The organism is Salinicola sp. 4072 (assembly GCF_036663415.1).
Classification (GTDB): domain Bacteria; phylum Pseudomonadota; class Gammaproteobacteria; order Pseudomonadales; family Halomonadaceae; genus Salinicola; species Salinicola salarius_A.
Genome location: NZ_JAXOVV010000008.1, coordinates 94374 through 117746, shown reverse-complemented (window position 1 = coordinate 117746; position 23373 = coordinate 94374). Strand labels below are relative to the sequence as shown.

General features: G+C 64.0%; 17 protein-coding genes and 1 riboswitch. Of the genes, 12 read left to right on the top strand and 5 right to left on the bottom strand.

Translation table 11 applies throughout. The annotated features are described in order from the left end of the window. The first annotated feature begins 47 nt into the window (after window positions 1-47). Window positions 48-2516 carry an acyl-CoA dehydrogenase gene (locus R3F72_RS08025; RefSeq protein WP_087719023.1) on the top strand — a complete coding sequence of 823 codons (2469 nt, stop codon included), beginning with the start codon at window positions 48-50 and terminating at the stop codon, window positions 2514-2516. A 438-nt stretch (window positions 2517-2954) separates the two neighbouring features. Here the strand turns inward: R3F72_RS08025 and R3F72_RS08020 are convergent, their stop codons facing one another. From R3F72_RS08020 to R3F72_RS08010, 3 genes are all read right to left on the bottom strand, one after another. Next, window positions 2955-3533: a septal ring lytic transglycosylase RlpA family protein gene (locus R3F72_RS08020; RefSeq protein ID WP_332779381.1), complete on the bottom strand. Its 579-nt coding sequence runs from the start codon at window positions 3531-3533 to the stop codon at window positions 2955-2957. A gap of 235 nt (window positions 3534-3768) precedes the next feature. After that, a complete protein-coding gene (locus R3F72_RS08015) occupies window positions 3769-4746 on the bottom strand; it encodes an NADPH:quinone reductase (protein WP_087719022.1) in 978 nt (325 codons plus the stop codon). Window positions 4747-4861: 115 nt separating this feature from the next. After that, a complete protein-coding gene (locus tag R3F72_RS08010) occupies window positions 4862-5434 on the bottom strand; it encodes a hypothetical protein (protein WP_087719021.1) in 573 nt (190 codons plus the stop codon). Between the two features lie 383 nt (window positions 5435-5817). Here R3F72_RS08010 and R3F72_RS08005 point away from each other — a divergent pair, with 383 nt between their 5' ends. The 6 genes from R3F72_RS08005 (at window position 5818) to R3F72_RS07980 (ending at window position 12906) form a co-directional block, all read left to right on the top strand. Beyond that, window positions 5818-6621 carry a glycerophosphodiester phosphodiesterase family protein gene (locus R3F72_RS08005; protein ID WP_087719020.1) on the top strand — a complete coding sequence of 268 codons (804 nt, stop codon included), beginning with the start codon at window positions 5818-5820 and terminating at the stop codon, window positions 6619-6621. Between the two features lie 141 nt (window positions 6622-6762). Further along, window positions 6763-7581 carry a motility protein A gene (locus tag R3F72_RS08000; RefSeq protein ID WP_087719019.1) on the top strand — a complete coding sequence of 273 codons (819 nt, stop codon included), beginning with the start codon at window positions 6763-6765 and terminating at the stop codon, window positions 7579-7581. Then, window positions 7578-8435, top strand: coding sequence for an OmpA/MotB family protein (locus tag R3F72_RS07995; RefSeq protein ID WP_087719018.1), 858 nt, complete (start codon window positions 7578-7580; stop codon window positions 8433-8435). The genes R3F72_RS08000 and R3F72_RS07995 overlap by 4 nt, the downstream gene beginning before the upstream one ends. Before the next feature lie 266 nt (window positions 8436-8701). After that, window positions 8702-8992: riboswitch (cobalamin riboswitch) on the top strand. A gap of 185 nt (window positions 8993-9177) precedes the next feature. Beyond that, window positions 9178-11031: a TonB-dependent receptor domain-containing protein gene (locus tag R3F72_RS07990; protein WP_179208878.1), complete on the top strand. Its 1854-nt coding sequence runs from the start codon at window positions 9178-9180 to the stop codon at window positions 11029-11031. 183 nt (window positions 11032-11214) lie between these two features. Then, window positions 11215-12288, top strand: coding sequence for a PA0069 family radical SAM protein (locus R3F72_RS07985; protein WP_087719016.1), 1074 nt, complete (start codon window positions 11215-11217; stop codon window positions 12286-12288). A 153-nt stretch (window positions 12289-12441) separates the two neighbouring features. Continuing rightward, window positions 12442-12906 carry a universal stress protein gene (locus R3F72_RS07980; protein ID WP_332779380.1) on the top strand — a complete coding sequence of 155 codons (465 nt, stop codon included), beginning with the start codon at window positions 12442-12444 and terminating at the stop codon, window positions 12904-12906. Between the two features lie 126 nt (window positions 12907-13032). Here R3F72_RS07980 and R3F72_RS07975 read toward each other — a convergent pair whose 3' ends face one another. Beyond that, window positions 13033-15768, bottom strand: a complete 2736-nt coding sequence (locus R3F72_RS07975; RefSeq protein WP_332779379.1) for a cation-translocating P-type ATPase — start codon at window positions 15766-15768, stop codon at window positions 13033-13035. A gap of 199 nt (window positions 15769-15967) precedes the next feature. On the opposite strand from R3F72_RS07975, the gene R3F72_RS07970 reads away from it, so the two are divergent. From R3F72_RS07970 to R3F72_RS07955, 4 genes are read left to right on the top strand one after another with little or no spacing between them, the layout of a single operon-like run. Next, window positions 15968-16435, top strand: a complete 468-nt coding sequence (locus R3F72_RS07970; protein ID WP_332779378.1) for a universal stress protein — start codon at window positions 15968-15970, stop codon at window positions 16433-16435. Next, window positions 16432-17508 carry an HlyD family secretion protein gene (locus R3F72_RS07965; protein ID WP_332779377.1) on the top strand — a complete coding sequence of 359 codons (1077 nt, stop codon included), beginning with the start codon at window positions 16432-16434 and terminating at the stop codon, window positions 17506-17508. The genes R3F72_RS07970 and R3F72_RS07965 overlap by 4 nt, the downstream gene beginning before the upstream one ends. Continuing rightward, complete coding sequence (rbbA, locus tag R3F72_RS07960) at window positions 17505-20258, top strand: ribosome-associated ATPase/putative transporter RbbA (RefSeq protein WP_332779376.1); 2754 nt, start codon at window positions 17505-17507, stop codon at window positions 20256-20258. The genes R3F72_RS07965 and rbbA overlap by 4 nt, the downstream gene beginning before the upstream one ends. 1 nt (window position 20259) lies before the next feature. Further along, window positions 20260-21375 carry an ABC transporter permease gene (locus tag R3F72_RS07955; RefSeq protein WP_332779375.1) on the top strand — a complete coding sequence of 372 codons (1116 nt, stop codon included), beginning with the start codon at window positions 20260-20262 and terminating at the stop codon, window positions 21373-21375. 68 nt (window positions 21376-21443) lie between these two features. Here R3F72_RS07955 and R3F72_RS07950 read toward each other — a convergent pair whose 3' ends face one another. Further along, window positions 21444-21860, bottom strand: coding sequence for an Hsp20/alpha crystallin family protein (locus R3F72_RS07950; RefSeq protein WP_087719009.1), 417 nt, complete (start codon window positions 21858-21860; stop codon window positions 21444-21446). 319 nt (window positions 21861-22179) lie between these two features. On the opposite strand from R3F72_RS07950, the gene R3F72_RS07945 reads away from it, so the two are divergent. Continuing rightward, window positions 22180-23253 (top strand): NAD(P)-dependent alcohol dehydrogenase, encoded by a 1074-nt coding sequence (locus tag R3F72_RS07945; RefSeq protein ID WP_087719008.1) that lies wholly within the window; start codon window positions 22180-22182, stop codon window positions 23251-23253. Window positions 23254-23373 lie beyond the last annotated feature (120 nt).

Below are 23373 nucleotides of genomic sequence, written 5' to 3'. Positions count from 1 at the left end.
AAATTCAAACGCTCGTCTGAATTTCGTTTTCCCTCTCGGAGCTCGTCATGATCACACTGCTGCTCATCGTCCTCGCCGTCATCGGCTGTCTGGTCGTCATGCGTCGCGAAGCCGGCGCGCTCGCGGCAATCGCCGTGCTTGCCGTGCTGGGACTCGTCGGGCTGGCGCTGGGTGCCGGCGTCATCGGCACGCTGCTGCTGATCGCGGCGATCGGCGTCGCCGCCTGTGGCCTCAAGCCGATCCGCCGCCTGTGGCTGTCGCCGCGCCTGTTCTCGCTGTTCAAGAAGATCGCGCCGCGCGTTTCCGAAACCGAACGCGTCGCGCTGGATGCCGGCACCGTCGCCTGGGATGGCGAGCTGTTCAGCGGCCGCCCCGACTGGCAGAAGCTGCTCGACTTCAACAATGCCGGCCTGAGCGAAGAGGAGCAGGCGTTCATCGACAACCAGTGCTCCGTGGCCGCCGGGATGTGCAACGCGTGGGAAATCGCCCGCGAGCGTGCCGACATGCCGGAAGCGCTGTGGGATTATCTGAAGAAGGAACGCTTCTTCGGCATGATCATTCCCAAGGCCTACGGCGGTCTCGAGTTCTCGGCCAAGGCGCAATCCGCCGTGCTGCAGAAGCTCGCCTTCAACGAAACCCTGATGAGCACGGTCGGCGTGCCCAACTCGCTCGGCCCCGGTGAGCTGCTGCTGAAATACGGCACCGAAGCACAGAAGAATCACTACCTGCCGCGCCTCGCCGATGGCCGTGACGTCCCTTGCTTCGCGCTGACCGGGCCACGCGCCGGCAGCGATGCCACCTCGATCCCGGACGTCGGCATCGTCTGCCGCGGCATGCACGATGGCGAAGAGGTGCTGGGCCTGAAGCTGACCTTCGAGAAACGCTGGATCACGCTGGCCCCGATCGCCACGGTGGTCGGTCTCGCGTTTCGCATGTTCGACCCGGACAACCTGCTGGAGCGCGGCGAGAGCGATATCGGCATCTCCTGCGCGCTGATTCCCCGCGAGACGGAAGGCCTGCAGATCGGTCGTCGCCACCATCCCATCGGCAGCCCGTTCATGAACGGCCCGATTCGCGGCAAGGACGTGTTCATCCCGCTGGACTATCTGATCGGCGGGCTCGACATGGCCGGCCAGGGCTGGCGCATGCTGGTCGAGTGTCTCTCGGTGGGCCGCTGCATCACTCTGCCCTCCGGCGCTGCGGGCATCGGCCGTTACGCGGTGGGCTGGAGCGGCGGTTTCACGCGGATTCGTCGCCAGTTCAACATCGCCGTGGCGGACATGGAAGGCGTGCAGGAGCCGCTGGCGCGCATCGCCGCCAAGGCCTACATCTCCCAGGCGGCGGTCATGCAGACCGCCAACACCATCGACCACGGCGTCAAGCCGGCGGTGCCGTCGGCGATTCTCAAGAGCCAGCTGACCGAGTTCCAGCGCGACGTGCTGGCCGATGCCATGGACGTTCACGGTGGCCGCACGGTGACGCTCGGCCCGCGCAACTATCTCGGCGTCGGCTACAGCGCCAACCCGGTCTCGATCACCGTCGAGGGCGCCAACATCATGACCCGCAACCTGATGATCTTCGGTCAGGGCGCGATCCGCTGTCATCCCTACGTGCTCAAGGAACTGGCGGCCAAGGATGCCGACGACTTCGAGGCCTTCGATCGGCTGTTCTTCCGCCATATCGGGCTGATCTTCGGCAACGGCGCGCGCGCCTTCACTCAGGCGCTCGGTCTGGGCCGGTCCAAGGTGCCCTTCGACGCGATTGCCGCGCCCTACGCGCAGGACGCCGCCCGGCTCTCTTCCGCCTTCAGCCTGTGCGCGGATGCGGCGATGGCCAGCCTCGGCTCCAAGCTCAAGCAGCGCGAGATGATTTCCGCGCGTCTCGGCGACGTGCTGTCGAACCTCTATCTGATGTCGATGGTGCTCAAGCAGTGGCACGAAACCGATCGCGTCGACAACGAAGCCGCGCTATTCCACTACAGCTGCCGGCTGCTGCTGAATCGTGCCGAGCAGGCGCTGATCGACCTGTTCGACAACCTGCCCAACCGGGCGCTGGCCAATACGTTGTCGTTCGTCACGCAACCGCTGGGGCGTCGCTGGCACAAGCCGCAGGATACGCTGACCCGCGAGATTGCCAGAGCGATCTCTACCGACAGCGCGCTGCGCCACAAGCTGACGCGCAATACCTGGGATACCTGGGAGGAAGGACAGAAGGACAACCCGCTGGCACGCTACAACGCGCTGCTGGCCAACGCCGAGCGCGCCGAGGCGATCTATCGCACGCTCAACAAGGCGCGAGTCAAGAAAGCCCTGCCCGAGGTCGCGCTGCACCCCGAACAGTGGATCGACGCGGCCCACGAAACCGGGCTGCTGAACGACGAAGACGCCGCGTTCATGCGCGCGCATGAAGCCGAAGTGCTGGACATGCTGACGGTGGACGACTTCGCCTTCGACGCCTTCGCGATGCGGCAGAGCAGCGAAAGCGCCAGCCGCCAGACCGACGAAACCGTTGCCTGACCCCCGCCAGACCACAGAGACCCCGCTCATCGAGCGGGGCTTCTGCTTGTCGAGGGGAGTCTCTGCTTGATGAAAAAGCATTCGAGCTTCGCCAGAGCCACCCCAAGCGCCTCTCAAGACCGTACTGGACGATAATCGCCAAGCTGGGTCTTGCGACATGGATGTCGCAAGAGGCATGCCGGGACAGGGATGTCCTTGCATGCCGACCCTAAGCGCAGCGATTGATCGGCCAGGGTTTCACGGTCTTGTGGCGCGAAAAGAGGGGGAGCGGCGAGGGGGCGAGCGTTAAGCCCCCTCGTCATCATGCGCGATAGGATAGGTAAGGTTTCGACAGTTGTAAGCTTGCCTCGCAGGGGAGAATTGCCTTGGCAAAAAGCTGTTTATCAAACAGAACCCCCGCTTAATGGTCCGAGACGGACGCTGATGGCGGATTACGATCTACTGCCCCAACACCTGCAGCTGCACTTCGGCGGCACCCTCGTGAACCATGCCGAGCTGCTCCGCCGCTTTCCGGGAAAGATCGATAATGCGACCGTCGACGAACGGGCCGCGGTCGTTGATCCGCACCACGGCCGTCTCGCCGGAATCCAGCGCGGTCACCTTCACCTTGGTCCCGAACGGCAAGGTCTTGTGCGCCGCCGTCATCGCCTGGCTGTCGTAGGGTTCGCCACTGGCAGTCGGTCGCCCTTCGAAGTAGGAGGCATAGTAGGTCGCCTCGCCACGGCGCGGCTTGCCCATCGGCAACGCGCTGGCCCGCGTGTCGGCGGCCTTGCGCTTGATACTGGCGTCTCTCCTGACGGACTCCTTCTTGCTGGGCTTGCTGCCGGATTTGCCGGTTGCGGTCACCGTTGGCGGTGACGAAGTCGCTTCGCAGCCCTGCGGGTGATAGGGCGACGCACAGCCCGCCAGCAGGATCGACGCGATGGCAGTGGCGAACAGCGTCTTTCGAACACGGCGTTCTCGAGAGGGTGCCGGCCTTGCCGGCGAGAGCCTGTCGTCGGTGATATCGAATGTCATCGTGATTGACCTGGCATGGATCATCTGGCCTCGACGCCCCGCGGAGAAACTGGCGGAATGCGGGCGCCATCGTCGTACTACGACAACGACAATCGCTGATCGACTCACGAAAGCGGCCAAATAAAGTGAACGCGATGGCAGAGTCGCCCACGTCGCGACCGTCGCTCGATCAGGGAACCAAAAGGCCGGCGTCGCCCGTTTGGGCGACCCCGGCCTCTGCATTGGCAGCGATGGCTCAGGGGATCAGAATCGTGGATCCCGTCGTCTGGCGTGACGCCAGCGCCTCCTGCGCCTTGCCGGCCTCTTCCAGCTTGAAGCGCTGGGCGACATCGATCTTGACCTTGCCGCTCTCGAGCATGTCGAACAGATCGAGACACATCTCCTCGAAGCGCTCCCGCGTATCGGCGTAACCGTTGAGGCTGGGGCGCGTCAGATAGAGCGAGCCCTTCTGGTTGAGAATGCCCACGTTGACACCTTCGACCGCGCCGGAAGCGTTGCCGAAGCTGACCATCAAGCCGCGCGGCGCCAGGCAGTCCAGCGAGGTCATCCAGGTATCCTTGCCGACGGAGTCATAGACCACCGGCACCATCGCGCCGCCGGTCAGCTCGCGTACGCGCTCGACCACGTCTTCCTCGCGGTAGTTGATCGTTGCCCAGGCGCCATTCTTCTTGGCCAGTTCGGCCTTTTCGGCGGAACCGACGGTACCGATCACCTTGACGCCCAGGGCGTTGGCCCACTGGCAGGCGATCGACCCCACCCCGCCAGCGGCGGCGTGGAAGAGGATGGTTTCGCCCCCTTCCAGCGGAAACGTCTGGCGCAGCAGATACTGGGTGGTCAGGCCCTTGAGCATGGCAGCCGCGGCGGTCTCGAAGGAGATACTCTCCGGCAACTGGACGACCTTGTCCGCCGGCAGCACGTGATATTCCGAATAGGAGCCGAGCGGCCCCTGGGCGTAGGCGACGCGATCCCCTTCTTCGAGGTGGGTCACGCCTTCGCCGACCGCGTCCACCACCCCGGCCCCTTCGGTGCCCAGGCCGGATGGCATGGAGGGAGCCGGATAGAGACCGGTGCGGAAGTAGATATCGATGAAGTTGAGTCCGATGGCGTGGTTCTTGACCCTGACCTCTCCCGCCTTGGGGGCAACGGGTTCGAATTCGACGGTTTCGAGAACCTCCGGGCCGCCGGTGCGGGCGAACTGAATACGCTTGGCCATGACGTTTCCTTGTTGGGTGATGACTCTCGGCCTGACATCCAAGCGCCATTCCCGAGGCGGGTCAAGTCAGGGACGGCACGCGCCGTGTGCCGTCAGACATTGGTCGAAGCCGGCTTTACAAACTATTCGGGTAACGTTCCAGGGCAGCGACGAAGCGCGTCTTGTACTCCTCGAAGGTCTTCGGCTGCTGCTTGAAGGTCCGCACGATGCCGTCACCGTTGAAGCGCACCATGTCGGGCAGCGCCCCTTTCACCGGCGCCGGATGCAGCGGCCCGAGACCGATACGCAGGCCGCCTTCACCATCGACCCAGCGCTCGATACCGCAACGCCGGAAGAATGCTTCTCCCGCCTCGTCGCCGGCCGTCACACGCAGCGGCGCCTTTTCCGCCAGGGTCTTGACCAGTTGCCGGCTATGCCGGGTGTTGCCTTTCCCCTCCGGCGTCGACAGCATGCCTACTTCCATGGTCCCGCCGTCGACATCGGAAGAAATCAGCGCCAGGCAGAGAATGGTGCCGTCATCTTCGGTCAGCGCGAAGAGCCGGGCAGCGTCCTGCTCGAACAACACGCCCAGCGTACCGGCGAACGTCACCAGCGGGGCCAGGCCCGCGTTCTGCCCGTAGACACTGGCGCACAGCTTGGCGAGGCACGCCTCGCGGGTTTCGGGGTTCTTGACGTGAACGACCTTCATCGGACTCTCTTCAACGGACTCTTCCGCACTCATGACGAATAACATCGGCGCGACGCTATCGCGTGGACCGCCAGCAAATGGCGCGCCGGGCAAAAACGCGCAGCCTAGCACAATCCACCCTCGACCACGCTCCCCGTGTACGCCGACAGACCTAGTATCCCCCGAATCATCCAACGCGCCGTCATCGACCTGCAACCTCGTTCGGCTAGACTTCGAGCCGGCCGACGCGATCCGCACCCGACCCGACGAGGATTCGCCTTGACGCCGTGCGCGCGGTGACCGAAGGTCGACCTTTTGGCGGCGACTGCCACCGATCTATACTCGCCCCTCGCTCACGACAGCCATGAACGCCTGCCCCGGTGTTCGACGGAGACTCTGACCGCATGACCCAGCCGCGCCCCGCCGATAGCGCCGACAACGACACGCCCCGCTACATCGCCCATCGCGGCCTTTCCGCGCGAGCCCCCGAAAACACCCTGGTAGCGGTTCAGGCCGCCCACGATGCCGGTTGCCAATGGGTCGAGCTCGACGTTCAGCTGCTCGGCGACGGAACGCCGGTCATCTGGCACGACGCGGGTCTGAAGCGCTGCTCCGACGGTCGCGGCAAGCTGTTCAAGCTCGATGCCGAAAGCGCCGCCAAACTGGACGCCGGCAGCTGGTTCGGCGCCCAGTATCGCGGCGAGCCGATCGCCACGCTGGAGGCGATGCTCGAGCTGATCAAGCGACTCGGCATGGGGCTCAACCTGGAACTGAAGGTGTGCCGCGGCCGCAACGCCATCGAGCTCGTCCAGGCCGCCCTGCCGCCGACGCTGGAAGCGCTGCCGGCCGACAAGCTGATCGTCTCCTCGTTCGACCGCCATGCCCTGACCGCCGCGCGGGCGCTGGAATCCGACCCCGAGCGCCTGCGCCTCGGCGTGCTGGACGACAAGGCGCCCAAGCGCTGGTGGCTGGAAACCGAACGCCTCTCCGCCTACAGCCTCCACCTCGACTGGCGCAAGCTGAAGATCAAGCGGGCGCAGGAGATCGCCGACGAGGAGATCAAGCTGTTCTGCTACACCGCCAACGATCCGGTCACCTTTGAAAAGCTCTGGGACTGGGGCGTCGATGGCGTGATCAGCGACGATCCGACGCGCTTCGTCACCCACGCCAGGGAGGCGGCAGCGCGCCGGACGGACGACGACGCCTGAGATTGGCTACATCGATCACCGCTCGCCGACGCATTCCCGCCGACAATAAGCGCCTGATACACGCGCCAATTAGCGCCTTTGACGGTGGGCCCTCGGGCTTAAGATGGGCACCATGCCCGTTTACCAGGTTGCGAGCCGTTCATGAATCCTTCCACGCTCATCGGCATCATCGCCAGTGCTCTGTTGCTGGCGACCGTCGTGCTGTTCACTGCCCAGGCCCCGAGTAGCTTCTTCAACCTGCCGGGGCTGGCAATCGTGCTCACCGGCACGCTGGCAGCCAGTTTCATCAGTTACCCCCTTCAGGAGATGCAGCGGCTGTGCCGGCAGGTCGCCGTGGTATTCCGGCGCGAACCCCAGGCCAGCGAACTGGAAAGCGATCTGGATCAGTTGATCGACATGTCCCGCCACTGGAGCCGCGGCAACATCCGCGCCATCGAAGGCGCGCTGGAGAGCACCACCAACCCCTTCCTGCGCACCGGCATGCAGATGGTGATTGCCAATACCCGCGAGGAAGAGATCCGCGAGATGCTTCGCTGGCGCATGGTTCGGGTCAAGGCCAAGGAGCGAGCCGAAGCGCAGATCCTGCGAACCATGGCCGTCTACGCGCCGGCCTTCGGCATGCTCGGCACCCTGGTCGGCCTGATCAACATGCTCGAGGTGATCCAGGCCGGCGACCTGGCGGTGATCGGGCCGCGCCTGGCAGTGGCGCTGATGTCCACCTTCTACGGCATCCTGCTCGCCAACCTGGTGTTCAAGCCGATCGCGGTCAAGCTCGAACGCCGCACCGAGGCCCGGCTGATGGCCATGACACTGATCCTGGAAGGCGTCATCATGGTCAGCAAGCGCCGCCTGCCGTCGTTCATCGAAGAGGCCCTGAACACCTACCGCGCCGAGCACCGCGACGAAATGCGCGATGCTCGCCGACCGCAGAGCGCCGACGCGCCGGCCGAGTCCGCATGAGCCAGGCCGCGATCTCCCCCGGCGGCCCCTTCGCCGATCTGCTGTTCGACGATGACCCCCTGGTCGACAGCGGGCGGAACAGCGAGAGCGATTCGTGGCTGATGAGCTACCTCGACATGCTCATGCTGTTGATCACGTTCTTCGTACTGATGCTGGCGCTCTACGGCGGCCAGCTCATCGACCGGGACGTGACCGAGGCGCCGCCCGTCACGGCGCTGCCGCTGCACATCCCGGCGTTGAAACCGCCGCCGAGACTGCCGCTGGCCGACATCGGCGAGTTCTACCAGCCGCCGCGTCAGCTCAAGCCGGCGCCGCTGGCGAGCGATATCGGCTTCTACTCGCCCGAACCGAAACCGGCGCCCACCGAGATCTTCGCCATGACGCCGATGGCGTTCAGCGTGCCGCTGTTCGACTTGCCCGATCCCGAACCGACGCCCGTACTGCCGCAGATCGACGGCGTCGAGGTCACCGCGATTCCCCACGGCTTCAACCTGCGCATTCAGGATCACCTGCTGTTCGACAGCAGTGCGGTCGGGCTTAGCGATAGCGGAAGGCAACTGGTCGAAAAGCTGATCCCGATGCTGCAGGAGTTCAAGGGCACCATCTCCGTCGAGGGTCATACCGACAGCGTACCGATCTCGACTTCCCGCTTCCCCTCCAACTGGGAACTGTCGGCGGCGCGCGCCTCGGCGGTGGTTCGCGTGTTGCGCCAGGCCGGCCTAGACGGCGACCGGCTGCGCGCGATCGGCTATGCCTCGACGCACCCGCTGGCCAGCAACCACACCCCGGCCGGCCGCGCCAGCAACCGCCGCGTGGAGCTGGTACTGCAGGAGCCCAGCTCGCCGACACCGTGACAGCCCCGGTTTCCCGATTCGGATTCACTTGCCGCAAGGAAGCTGCGACAATCCGGCGCGTCGAGAGACGTGTGCTCGGGAAACGCTGAATAAATTGTCGAGCGGTATAAAGCGCAAGGCGCACGCAGCACAAAAACCGGAGCCTATGGGGTATAGGTGAGGATTTTGACCGGGCTGGCGCTCCAGCAGCGCGCACAAATTCGCCGGGAGCGAATTTGAACGGCCGCAGGCCGGCCTTCGCTATGACCGCTAGGGATGGCGGTCATAGCGAAGCGATTTGACTGCGCAGACATTTAGACAGTGTTTTCCTCGGGAAGCGGGTGAGAACCCCGCACTGCCCCCGCAACGGTAATCGCGTTAGAAAACATAGCGTTTTCTTCGACACCACCGGATGCGCCGCCAGGCCATCCAGCCACTGTGATCGCATGGACTGCCCTTCGAGGGAACTTCAAGGGAACGTCCATCGACATGGGAAGGCGTGCGTGTCGGATGACCAGGGTTTACCGCCTGGGTCATCGCGTGAGAGTCCGGAGACCGGCGCGTTTCTCTTCACTGGTTGATGCGGAGGGCTCATCCAGTGGCGGCTCCCCTGCCCGGACTCCATGACGTCCGAGGCGGGCATCGTCACGTCCGTCCTCCCATTGCGTATTCGTTCAGTACTCGTTTCGAGTACTCCGTGTCATCGCGTCCGGCCACAGTGCCGATGAACCGCGGGGCACAACGCAGTTGGGGATCACATCACATGCGTTATAAGAAGAATGCCGTCGCCTCAGGCGTCGCGCTCGCCATGGCCATGACCACGCTGTCGGCCCAGGCCCAGCAGTACGTCGAAGACCCGCAGCAGCTCGGCGACGTCCAGGTCACCGCCAATCGCCTGCCGCAATCACAGGCCGACGTACTGGCCAGCACCACCATTATCGATCGCGACGAGATCGAACGCAGCCAGGCTGATAGCGTGATCGAGCTGCTGCAAGGCCGGGCCGGGATCGAGATGACCCAAAGCGGTTCACCGGGAACAGTCTCAAGTCTCTTTATGCGCGGCACGAACTCCAATCACACCCTGGTATTGATTGACGGTGTACGCATCAATTCCGCCGCTTCATCGAACGGTGCCTCCAGTCTGGAGTTCCTTTCCCCCGATATGATCGAGCGGATCGAAATTGTACGCGGCCCACGGGCCGCGGCCTACGGTTCCGATGCCATCGGCGGCGTCGTTCAAATCTTCACTCGCAACGGCGGCAAAGGTACCCAAGCCGAGTTGAATCTGCGCGCGGGAGAGGATGGTTTCGGCAAGCAGAGCGCCTACGTGGCGACGGGCAACGCGGATACACGCCTCAATGCGACGCTGTTCCATCGCGATGGCGATGGCTTCAATGCCACCGAGGACGACACCAGCGGCGAAGATGACGGCTTCGAATCCACCGGCGCCCAGGTCGGGCTGTCGCATCGCTTCAGCGATAGCGTTCAGGGCAGTTTCCGAGCCTTGCGCCAGGACTTTGACAGCGACTACGACTACGGGGGTGCCAGCAACTATACCAGCGAAGGCTATCAACAAAGCTTCAGCGGTAATCTGGACGTGGCGCTGGAACCTGACTGGAACATGCGCCTGACCGCCGGACATTTCGACGAACGCCGCGATGATCGCAACGACGGCCAACGAGAGACACTAGCCAAGACCAAGCGCGATGAACTGGGCATTCAGCACACCTTCACTCATGAACATGGTATAGAAAGCCTAGGCGTGGACTACCGCCACGAGGCAATTGATTACGATAGCATCTGGGACTCTATTAACCGCGACAGTCGAGAAAATTACGGGATCTATGGACTGATCCAGCGTGAATACGGTCGCCACCAACTTAGCGGTTCTCTACGTTACGACGATGACTCGCTATTCGGCGACAAGACCACCGGCAACATCGCCTATGCCTACCAGCTGACGACCTACCAGCAATTCGGCGCGAGCTATGGCACCGCTTACAAAGCACCGACGCTCTATCAACTCTATAGCGCCAGCCCTTATGGGGACTACGGCAATCGCGACCTCGATGCCGAAAAGTCCAAATCTACCGAACTCTTCTGGTCCTATCAGCGCGACGGCTGGCACGGAAGGATATCGATCTTCGAGAACCGTATCGACGATCTGCTCAACACCGAGACAGGGCCAGACGGAAAGTACCGTTACTACAATGTCGACGAAGCGAGAATCCGAGGCGTCGAGCTATCAGGCGGCTGGACGTATGGCAGCCTGAGTCTGAATGCCTCACTGACACATCAAGATCCCGAGAATCGTGAAACCGGCGACCAGTTGGCCAGACGCGCCGAACTCTACGGACGTATCGATGCAGACTACCGCTACCACGCAGTCAGTGTCGGCATGACGCTACGCGCCGCTCAAGAACGTCCCGACAGCGACTATAGCGACGCTATTAACGCCGGCTACGGCGTCGTCGATCTACGCACGGCCTGGCAGGTCACGCCGACCGTCGAGCTATCGGCCAAGCTGGAGAATGCCTTCGACAAGGATTACCAACTGGTCGATGGCTACAATACCCAGGACCGATACCTCGAAGGCGGCGTGAAACTCAGCTTCTAACCGCTTTTCCTCTTCAGCGGCGCCGGCACCACGGCGCCGCTTCGTCCTCTTCCCTCTTCCCTCTTCCCTCTTCCCTCTTCCCTCTTCCCTCTTCCCTCTTCCCTCTTCCCTCTTTAAACAGTTTTTCCCCGACCGCGCGGAGTGATACTGTATATATAAACAGCATTTATAGGAGTCGCTGCCATGTCGTCTCCCTCTCGACCCGGCCCGCTGAAAGGCCGCGGCGCGACCTACAACCCCGACAACCGTTTCCAGCCGACACACAGCACCGTCGAGGACGACGGCTGGTGGCAGGAGGCGTTGCCGGAGCGCATCTCGACGCACGTGCAGTTCGAGGCGCCACGCTCGGCGCTTTCCTGGAATCAGTCGCCGGACCTGGGCTTCGACCGCTCTCTCAATCCCTATCGCGGCTGCGAGCATGGCTGCATCTACTGCTATGCCCGCCCCAGCCACGCCTATTGGGATCTGTCGCCCGGCATCGATTTCGAGACGCGCCTGATCGCCAAGACCGGCATGGCGGATCGATTGCGCGAGGAGCTGTGCAAACCGGGTTATGTCTGCCGGCCGATCAATCTCTCCGGCAACACTGACTGCTACCAGCCGATCGAGGCGCAGCACGGTACGACGCGTTCGCTGCTGGAGCTGCTGCTGGCGTGCCGCCATCCGGTCACGCTGGTGACCAAGAGCGCGCTGATTCTGCGCGATCGGGAACTGCTCGCCGAGATGGCGCGCGAGCGGCTGGTCCGGGTGTTCGTCAGCCTGACGTCGCTCGACAACGAGCTGAAACGCACCCTGGAGCCGCGCACCGCCTCTCCCGCGGCAAGGCTCAAGGTCATTCGGGAGCTGCATGAAGCCGGCGTGCCGGTGGGCGTGCTGGTGGCGCCGGTGATCCCCGCCATCAACGACAGCGAGATCGAAACGCTGCTGACGCGTGCAGCCGATGCCGGCGCCCGCACCGCCAGCTGGACGCTGTTGCGATTGCCGCGCGAGGTTTCGCCGCTGTTCGAAGCCTGGCTCGAGGAACACTACCCGGAGCGCGCGGGCAAGGTGATGAGCCTGATCCGCCAGTCCCGAGGCGGCCAGAACAACGACAGCCGCTTCGGTCATCGCATGACCGGCGACGGCTTGTTCGTGGACATGATCGGCCAGCGTTTCCGCCGGGCGGCCGCTCGCCTGGGGCTGGAACGGCGGGCCGACCTGGGTCTGGACTCCACGCGATTCCGTGCGCCTCATGCCCAGCAGGATCTGTTCGATTGACGCTTCCCGCCTGGCAGGCGCGGCCGGGCAGTACGTCCGCCATCGGCTATTCGATCCTTTCTTGATACAGGTCAAGCCGGAGGGTGGTCGAGCGGATAACTTGACTCGAGCAAGCCAAGTTCGTAATCCATCGCCCTCTGCGAGGTACGCGCCATGTTCAACTCACTGCTGGTCCCGATCGATGGATCGGAAGACTCCTACGCTGCGCTCAAGGTCGCCTGTCAACTGGCGGCCCCGGTTCAAGGCAAGATCCATGTATTGAACGTGCGCGATCCCTATCCGGATCTCTATCAGGGTGAAATGTTGACCGTCGCGGCCGCGATCAAGGCAGTTTCGGTGGAGCTCGCCGAAAAGGAGGGAGAAGCGATCATCGCGGAGGCGCTGAAAGAGATTACCTCCATGCCAGGCTACGAAAACGAGTTCGATACCCTGGTCAAGCAAGGCTCGCCAGCCGAGGTGATTATCGAGGAAGCCAAGCGACTCGAGGTGGATGCCATCATCATGGGTAGCCGAGGGCTTAGTGACATCAAAGGGTTGCTGGTCGGCAGCGTGTCGCACAAGGTCACTCATGTCGCCCATTGCATGGTCATCAGCATCCATCAGCGCCGTGCCGGGTAAAACCCATCTCCCCCTTCTGCTCTGCGACGTCGGGCGGCGACAACGCCAACAGCCCGACGTTTGCCAGACCGGCACGAAATCCGCGGTATCCAGCGTTTGCCAGCAATGGTCGAAGTTCAGCATCGGTCAGCGCATGGCCTCCTGGCCATCGGATGGGGAAGGCGGAGGAGCGTCACGCCGCCCCGCCTTGAGTTTGCGCCGCAGTTGTCTTTCGGTCTCCACCGCCAGCAGCAGCAACACGCCCACGGCAAGAATCGCCACCCCGTCGAAGAGCGGAATGGTGCGGGTCTCGAACACGGCCTGTATCGGTGGCAGCCAGTTCATGGCGCACTGCGCTGCCACGACGATGCCGATGGCCACCCAGAGCGCCCGGGTACCGCGCAGGATCCGCAGGCGGAAGGCCGAGTCGTGAATACTGCGAATGAAGAACAGATGACTGATCTCCATCACGATCAGGGTATTCATCGCCATGGTGCGCGCCAGCGCGATGTCGTGGCCCCGCTCGATCGCCCAGGCGTAGATACCGAACGTGCCCAGCAGAAAGAGCGCCGTCACCAGCCCAATATGCCATAGCCAGGCCAGCCCCAGCAGCGGCGCATCGGGTGACCGTGGCGGACGCTGCATCGCGCCCGTCTCGCCGGACTCGAAGGCCAGGGCAAGACCCAGCGTGACGGTCGTGATCAGGTTGACCCAGAGAATCTGCACCGGCGTGACCGGCAATACCATGCCAAACAGCAGCGCCGTCACGATGGTGACGGCCTCGCCCGCATCGGTCGGCAAGGTCCAGGCGATCACCCGTACGATCTTGTCGTAGACGTTGCGGCCTTCACGCACCGCCGCCACGATAGAGGCAAAGTTGTCGTCGGCCAGCACGATATCGGCCGCCTCCCGCGCCGCTTCGCTGCCCTTGCGCCCCATGGCGATGCCGACATCGGCACGCTTGAGCGCCGGGGCATCGTTGACGCCGTCGCCGGTCATCGCCACGGTCATGCCTCGCGCCTGCAGCGCCATGACCAGCCGCAGCTTGTGCTCGGGGTTGGTGCGGGCAAAGACATCCGTTTCCATTGCCGCCGCGCTGAGCTCGTCGTCGCTCATCGCCTCCAGTTCGGCACCGGTGATGACCCGCCGGGTGCGCTCCAGCCCGATCATCTGCCCAATGGCCGCCGCCGTGGCAGCGTGATCGCCGGTGATCATGCGCACACCGATCCCCGCACGCCGGCATTCGGCAATGGCGGCCACGGCTTCCGGGCGCGGCGGGTCCATCATGGCGACCAGCCCCAGCAGAATGATGCCGCCTCCCACATCGGCGCGGGAAAGCACGGTCTGCGAGACCGGCACCCTGCGCGTCGCCAGGGCCAGCACTCGCAGGCCACGGCCAGCCAACTGCTCGACCTGTGCATGCCACCAGGCGTGGTCCAGCATCGCTTCCCCGCCATCGGCGGTGCGAACTCGGCTGCACATCGCCAGCACCCGCTCCGGGGCGCCCTTGATGAACAGGCGGGCGTGACGCTCGTGATCGTGATGCAGGGTCGCCATGTAGCGGTGTTCGGCATCGAACGGCAATACATCGGTGCGTACCCAGCAGCGATGGGCTTCGGGGCGGCTCATCCCCATTCGCGCGGCCAGGGTCAGCAGCGCGCCCTCCATCGGATCGCCCTCGACCCGCCAGATGCCGTCGCTGTGCTGCAGCGCGGCGTCATTGCACAATACCGCGACCCACGCCAGTTCCCGTAGCCGCAGGCTGGCTCGGAGATCCATCGGCGCAGCCCCCCGGATCTCGCCATCCGGCCCGTACCCCACGCCGTCGATGGTGAAGCGCTCGTCCACGGTCACAAGCTCGGTGGCCACCATTTCGTTGCGCGTCAGCGTGCCGGTCTTGTCCGTGCAGATGACGGAGACACTGCTCAGCGTCTCGATCGCCGGCAGATGACGTATCAGGGCGTTGCGCCGCGCCATCGCCTGGGCTCCCAGCGCCAGCGTGATGGTCAGTACCGCCGGCAGCCCTTCCGGAATCGCCGCCACCGACAGCCCCACGACAGCGGTGAACAGCTCGCCGAAGGGGTAATCCCAGAGGAAATGGCCCAGCGCCATCACGGCAGCCGCCAGCACCAGAATGATCAGCGTCAGCCAGCGGGCAAAGCGATTCATCTGCCTGACCAGCGGCGTGGTCCTGGGCGTGACATGGGCCAGCAGCCGGCTGATCCGGCCCATCTCGGTGGCGATACCCGTCGCCACCACGACGCCCAGCCCCTGACCGCCGACCACCAGCGTGCCGCCGAAGGCCATGCAGCCGCGTTCGGCCAGCTCCCCCCAGACGGGAACCGGATCGGTGTGCTTTTCCACCGCCGTCGATTCGCCGGTGAGCATGGATTCCTGAATGCTCAGCCCATGACTTTGCAAAAGCCGCAGATCGGCAGGGATCCGATCCCCGGCTTCCAGCAGCACGATGTCCCCGGGCACCAGGGTCTCGACTTTCACCCGGCATCGCCCGCCGTCGCGCAGCACCGTCGCGTACGGCGCCAGCAGCTCCTGGATAGCGGCCAGCGCCCGCTCGGCACGATGCTCCTGGATCAGGCCGATGACGGCATTGATGACGACGACGGCCAGAATGACCGCGGTATCCACGACATGACCGAGCAGGGTCGTGATCAGCGCCGACCCCAGCAGCACGTAGATCAGCACGTTGTGGAACTGGGCCAGGAACTGCCTGGTCAGGCTGCGCTTCGGGGGCGCCGGCAGCCGGTTTGCGCCCTCGCTGCGCAGGCGGATACCGGCCTGGTCGCTGCTCAATCCGGTCATGGCCGAATCCAGCTCGCTCAGCACCCTGTCCGTGGCCAGGGTATGCCACTGTCTGGGCTCCATCACTGCCTCTCCCGAAGGGCCGACCCTCGAGTCGGATACCCGAGGGTTCGGGCATGATCTCGCGGGTGCGATCATTGCCGCTCAGCCTATCCCCGGCCATTCGATGCTTTCTTGATGCCGGTCAAATCTGCCCGCCGACCCGCCCGATAACCTCGCCACACACAGTCGACATCCCGTTGCCAACCGCGAGGTGCAAGCCATGTTCAGGTCACTGCTGGTTCCCGTCGATGGTTCCGACTACGCCCAGGCTGCGCTACGGGTCGCCTGTCGACTGGCCGAACCTGGCCAGGGCACGATCCATCTGCTGACCGTGATCGAGCCCTTCGAGCCGATGCAATACGGCGGCGACTATCGGGTACGCCAGATCGTGCGGGAAGCCGCCAACGACAACGCCGAAAAGGAAGGACGCGACATTCTCGACCGCGCCATGGCGCTCATGCCGGACGGTGCGCCGAAAGACGGCGTACAGACCCTGCTGCGTCTGGGCTCCCCGGCGGAGACCATCATCGAGGAAGCCGAGCGACTCGGTGTCGACGCCATCGTCATGGGCAGCCGAGGGCTCAGTGACATCAGAGGCTTGCTGGTCGGCAGCGTCTCGCACAAGGTCAGCCATGTCGCCGGGTGCACGGTCATCAGCGTTCATGGCCAGCCGCACACAGGCGCATGAAACATCCGTTCCCCTTTGCCATCCTGCGCTGGCTGGTCATCGGCACCGCCCTCCTCCTCGCTGGCGTCACGCTCTGGTATTGGCTCCAGCCCGAGATGCTGGACGATGCCTTCGCCCGCGGTAACGGCCGCATCGAAGCGACGGAGATCGACGTCGCCACCAAGCTCGCAGGACGGGTGGCGGAGATCCTGGTCAACGAGGGCGACTTCGTCGAACCGGATCAGGTGGTGGCGCGCATGGATACCCGAAGTCTGGAAGCCGAGCGACGCCAGGCCGAGGCCGAGCTGCAGCGCAGCCGCAACGCCTTGCAGACCGCCCGTGCCGGCGTGGCCCAGAACGAGAGTCACCAGGCAGCCGCCGAAGCGACGGTGCATCAGCGTGAAGCCGAGCTCGACGCCGCCCGGAAACGCTTCGAGCGTTCCAGCGCGCTGCTCCAGCGCCATGTGATCTCGTATCAACAAGTAGATGACGACCGCACGACGATGCAGAGCGCCCGCGCCGCGCTGTCGGCCTCCCAGGCGGAGGTGGCGGCGGCCCGGGCTAGCGTGGCAGCGGGCCGCTCCCAGGTGATCGAAGCCCAGTCGACAATCGACGCGGCCCAGGCCAACGTCGAGCGCGTCCAGTCGGACATCGAGGACAGTCTGCTGCGCTCCGACCGGCTGGCCCGGGTGCAGTATCGCGTGAGCGAACCCGGCGAAGTGCTGGCGGCCGGCGGCAAGGTGCTCAACCTGATCGACCTGACCGACGTCTACATGACGTTCTTCCTGCCCACCAGCCAGGCCGGGCGGGTCGCGCTGGGCGACGACGCCCACCTGATCCTGGATGCGCTGCCCGACTACGTGCTGCCGGCCCGGATCAGCTTCGTCTCCAGCGAAGCGCAGTTCACCCCCAAGACGGTGGAGACCGAAAGCGAACGGGAAAAGCTGATGTTCCGCATCCGCGCCCGTATCGATTCCGATCTCCTGCGCGAGCACATCCGCCAAGTGAAGACAGGGTTGCCCGGCGAAGCCTACCTGAAGCTGGACCCGGCGGCCGAATGGCCGGAAACACTGCGCGTGAACGTCTCCCGATGAGCGCCGATACGGTCGCGGCGCTGTCCGGGGTCACCCTGCGTTACGGCAAGCGCACGGCCCTCGAGGCGCTGACGCTCGACATTCCCGCCCGCCGCATGGTGGGCCTGATCGGGCCGGACGGGGTCGGCAAGTCCAGCCTGCTGGCGCTGATCGCCGGCGCCAGGCGGATCCAGTCGGGGCAGGTCCAGGTGCTTGGCGCGGACATGACCAGCGCCACCCAGCGCCGCGTGACCGGCCCGCGCATCGCCTACATGCCCCAGGGGCTGGGCAGGAATCTCTACCCAACGCTCAGCGTGCGCGAGAACCTCGAGTTCTTCGCCCGGCTGTTCGGCCAGGATGCCGAGGAGCGCGAGCGGCGTATCCACGACCTGACGACCAGTACCGGGCTGGAGAGATTCACCGAGCGCCCGGCGGGCAAGCTTTCCGGCGGCATGAAGCAGAAGCTGGGGCTCTGCTGCGCGCTGATCCACGATCCCGACCTGCTGATCCTCGACGAGCCCACCACCGGCGTCGACCCGCTGTCGCGCAGCCAGTACTGGGAACTGATCGCCCGAATACGCCACCAGCAGGCCCGGATGAGCGTGATCGTCGCCACCGCGTACATGGACGAGGCCTCGGCCTTCGACTGGCTGATCGCGATGGACGCCGGCAAGGTGCTAGACCAGGGCGCGCCCGCGACGCTGCTCGAACGGACAGGATGCGATTCGCTGGAGGCCGCCTTCATCCAGCTGTTGCCTGCGGAGAAGCGGTCGGGACATACCAATCTCGAGATCCCGCCCCGCAAGGCCCACGACGAGGTGGCGATCGAAGCGCACGGCCTGACCAAGCGCTTCGGCGATTTCACCGCCGTGGATCATGTCGACTTCCGCATCGAACGCGGGGAAATCTTCGGCTTCCTGGGTTCCAACGGTTGTGGCAAGACCACCACCATGAAGATGCTGACGGGCCTTTTGCCCTTCGACGAGGGGCAGGCGCGGCTGTTCGGACAGCCGGTCGCCCCCGAGCATATCGAAACCCGGCGCCGGGTCGGCTACATGTCGCAGGCGTTCTCGCTCTACAACGAGCTGACGGTGCGCCAGAACATCGACCTGCATGCGCGGCTGTTTCGTCTTCCGCCACAGCGACACGCCACCCGTCGCCGGCAACTGCTGGAACAGTTCGAGCTGCAGGGCGTCGAGGGGCAACTGCCGGGCAGCCTGCCTCTGGGTATTCGCCAGCGTCTCTCCCTGGCCGTGGCCATGCTGCACGAACCGGAAATCCTGATTCTCGACGAGCCCACTTCCGGGGTCGATCCGGTGGCCCGCGATCGCTTCTGGGAGCTTCTGGTGCGGATGTCGCGCGAAGATAGCGTGACGATCTTCATCTCCACCCATTTCATGAACGAAGCGCTGCGCTGCGACCGCATCTCGTTGATGCACGCCGGCCAGGTACTCGACAGCGGCGCCCCCCGGGCGCTGATGGACAGGCGCGGGCACGACAACCTGGAACAGACCTTCATCGACTATCTCAAGGGTGCCAGCGAGCTCGAGGGCGTTAGCGAGTTAAAAGACGCCAGCGAGGCGGCGGCTTCCCCGGCGGCGAACGAGAGCATCACCGTCGCAGCCGCAGCGGCAAAGGGCGCTCCCCCTCGTTTCAGCTGGCGCCGACTGTCGAGCTACGCCCGGCGCGAGAGCATGGAATTGCGGCGCGACCCGATCCGCGCCACCCTGGCCCTGGCAGGCACCCTGATTCTGATGTTCATCATGGGGTACGGCATCAACATGGATGTCGAGGACCTCTCCTTTGCGGTGCTCGATCGCGACCGGACCACCACCAGCGACAACTACGTCCTCAACCTTTCGGGCTCGCGCTATTTCAAGGAGAAGGCGCCCCTGCAGAGCTACGAAGAGATGGACGAGCGCCTGCGTCGAGGCGAGATCAGCCTCGCGGTGGAGATTCCGCCCGGGTTCGGACGCGATCTCAAGCGTGGCGCCTCGCCCCAGGTCGCATTCTGGGTCGACGGGGCGATGCCGAGCCGGGCCCAGACCATCATCGGTTATGTGCAGGGAATCCATGCCACCTATCTGCAGCAACTGGCCCAGGCCTCCGGCAACGACGACAGCCGGCCGGTCGAGGTCGCTCTGCGCTACCGCTACAACCCGGACGTGCGAAGCCTGCCGGCGATGGTGCCGGCGATGATTCCGCTGCTACTGATGATGATCCCGGCCATGCTCACCGCTCTTGGCGTCGTCAGGGAGAAGGAGCTGGGTTCGATCACCAACTTCTACGTCACCCCGGTCACCCGCCTGGAGTTCCTGCTCGGCAAGCAGCTGCCTTACGTGGTCATGGGAATGCTCAACTTCTTCCTGCTGGTACTGCTCTCGGTCTTCGTCTTCGGCGTGCCGCTCAAGGGCAGCCTGCCGATGCTCAGCGTGGCGGCCCTGCTCTACGTGTTCTGCGCCACCGGCTTCGGATTGCTGGTTTCGGCTCTGTTCAACAGCCAGATTGCCGCCGTGTTTGGCACGGCCATCGGCACCGTCGTCCCGGCGATCCAGTTTTCGGGCCTGCTGTATCCCGTCTCCGCCCTGGAAGGCGCTTCCGCGGTCATCGGTCATCTCTACCCGACCAGTCACTTCCTCATCATCACTCGCGGCATTTTCTCCAAGGCGCTCGGCGCCGCCGAGCTATGGCCGAGTTTCCTGGCGCTGCTGATCACGTCTCCGCTGCTGTTGCTGGCCAGCGTGGCCGGCCTGAAGAAGCAGGAAAAGTGAGTTGAGTACGCTATCGAACATCCTGCAACTGGGCATCAAGGAGCTGCGCACTTTGGCACGCGACCCGGCGATGCTCCTGCTGATCCTCTACACCTTCACGCTGAGCGTCTACTCCAGCGCCAACGGCATTCCGGAAACGCCCCATCGGGCCAGTATCGCGGTGGTCGACGAGGATCGCTCGCCCATCACGCAACGCATCATCGACGCCTTCCAGGCACCCTACTTCCTCGAACCGGTGCTGACCGACCATGCCGACATGGACATCGGCATGGACAAGGGGCGCTATACCTTCACCCTCGACTTTCCGCCCGACTTCCAGCAGGACCTGCTACGCGGCCGGCAGCCCTCGATCCAGTTGAATGTCGATGCCACCCAGATCAGCCAGGCCTTCACCGGCGCCGGACACATCCAGCAGATCATCGACGACGAGGTCGCGTCATTCCTGCAGCATAGCGACATGCCATCGGCACAGCCCGTGCAGGCGGTGATCCGCACGAGATACAACCCCAATCTCACCCAATCCTGGTTCGGCGCCGTCAACGAGGTCATCAACCAGATCACCATGCTGTCGATCATCCTGACCGGCGCGGCGCTCATTCGCGAACGCGAACACGGCACCATCGAGCATTTGCTGGTAATGCCGGTGACCCCGTTCGAGATCATGGCGGCCAAGGTCTGGTCGATGGGACTGGTGGTGCTGGTGGCCGCCCTCCTGTCGCTGCGCTTCGTCGTCGGTGACTGGCTGGGTGTACCGCTTCAAGGCTCGATGACGCTATTTCTGGTCGGCGCGATACTGCACCTGTTCGCCACCACCTCGATGGGCATCTTCTTCGGTACCGTCTCCCGCTCGATGCCGCAGCTGGGATTGCTGATCATCCTGACGCTGATTCCGCTGCGGGTTCTGTCAGGCGGGATGACCCCGCGGGAGAGCATGCCGGAGGTGGTGCAGAATCTCATGCTGCTGACGCCGAACACCCACTTCGTGGAGTTCGGGCAGAACATCCTGTTCCGTGATGCCGGCCTGGAAACCGTCTGGCCACAACTCCTGGCGCTGACCCTGATCGGCATGGCCTTTTTCCTCGTCGCCCTGCTCCGGTTGCGCCGTTCGCTTGCCTGAGACCACGAAAAAAAGCCGCATCGCCTGCTCGACGATGCGGCAATCCTGCGCTCTCTAGAGCTTCCTGCTCATTCCGCCTTCACTGTGATCTTCTTGGCCGGGGCGATCTCCGCCTTCGGCACGTGAATGGTCAACATGCCGTCCTTGCCCTTGGCGCTGATTCGCTCCTCGATGACATCGGATGGCAGCGAGAAACTGCGCGAAAAGCGACCAAAGCTGGTTTCGATCAGATGGCGTTTGGTGTCCTTACTCTCTTTCGTGTCGTGCCGCTCGCCCCTGAGCGTCAGCACGTTATTCTGCACGGTGATCTCGACATCCTTGCTGTCGATCCCCGCCAGTTCCGCCGTAATGAGGTACTCCTTTTCCGTCTCGCTGATATTCACCGTCGGTGCCCAGACATCGCGGGATGTCGCCGGACGATTGCGGTTGTAGCGATCGAAGAAGGCTTCCATTTCGTTGAAAGGATTCCAGGTGGTGAGTTCCATGGCTTGTGCGCTCCCTGTTCAAGACGATGACAATGGCCGAAGCCGGATATCAGTGTGTACCGCTGCACGAATTCGAGCTTGACCTGGGTCAAGGTTCTCGAAGAAAGCGAGCCGATCGCTTCGCCTGTGACACCTTCCGCGAACGATAAATACCGCAAATAATTGATATTCATCAGTAAAAAAATTGCTTCAAACCCACCGCTCCCTATCGACCTATTCAAGCTTGATCTGAATCAAGTCACTGGCTGGAATCCGGCGGATACTGATTTCGTCACCATGGTCATTACCGGATAGCGTCCACCAGACGAAGGAGACAGTCATGTCCACGATGAAAGCCGCCATCTATGTCGAGCCCGGTCGCATCGAGCTGACCGAAAAGCCGATACCCCCCATCGGCCCCAATGACGCTTTACTGCGCATCACGACCACCACCATCTGCGGTACCGACGTGCACATCATGAAGGGCGAATATCCGGTCAAGCCCGGACTGACCATCGGCCATGAGCCGGTAGGCACCATCGTGGAGCTGGGCGACAACGTGCATGGCTATCACGTGGGGCAGCGGGTGATCGCCGGCGCGATCTGCCCCGGCTTCACCTCCTACGCCTGCCAGGGCGGCCATCCGGCGCAGGATGGTGGCTGCCAGGGCCACGGCTACAAGCCGATGGGCGGCTGGCGTTTCGGCAATACCATCGACGGGGTGCAGGCCGAGTACGCGCTGGTGCCCGATGCCCAGGCCAATCTGGCCCCGATTCCGGACGGGCTCAGCGACGAACAGGTGCTGATGTGTCCCGACATCATGTCGACCGGCTTCGTCGGGGCCGAAAGCGCCAATATCGGCATCGGGGATACCGTCGCGATCTTCGCCCAGGGCCCGATCGGACTCTGCGCTACTGCCGGCGCCCGGCTGCGCGGCGCCAGCTGCATCATCGTCGTCGACGGTATCGATCAGCGGCTGGATATCTCTCGCCACATGGGCGCCGACATCACCCTGAACTTCCACCAGGTCGATATCATCAGCGAAATCCTTCGCCTGACCGGCGGTCGTGGCGTCGATGCCGCCATCGAGGCGCTGGGCACCCAGACCACCTTCGAGGCCGCCCTGCGGGTGCTCAAGCCCGGCGGCACGCTCTCCAGTCTCGGCGTCTATTCCGGGGATCTGACCATTCCGCTCGACGCCTTCTGCGCCGGTCTCGGCGATCATCGCATCGTCACGTCCCTGTGCCCGGGCGGGAAGGAGCGCATGCGCCGGCTGCTCGACGTCGTCAAGGCTGGCCGGATCGATACCGCCTCGCTGGTCACCCACCGCTATGCCCTGGACGACATCGTCGAGGCCTACGACCTGTTCGCGCACCAGCGTGACGGGGTGTTGAAGGTCGCCATCACGCCATGACGGTCGGCCCGGCTCTATCGCAACGCCCTATCGCAACGCCATCAAGCGATGAGCCGGGCATTTCATCGCTTCTTTTCTATCCGAATTCCCTAGGTTTTGTCTGAAGAGTCGTCGAGCGAA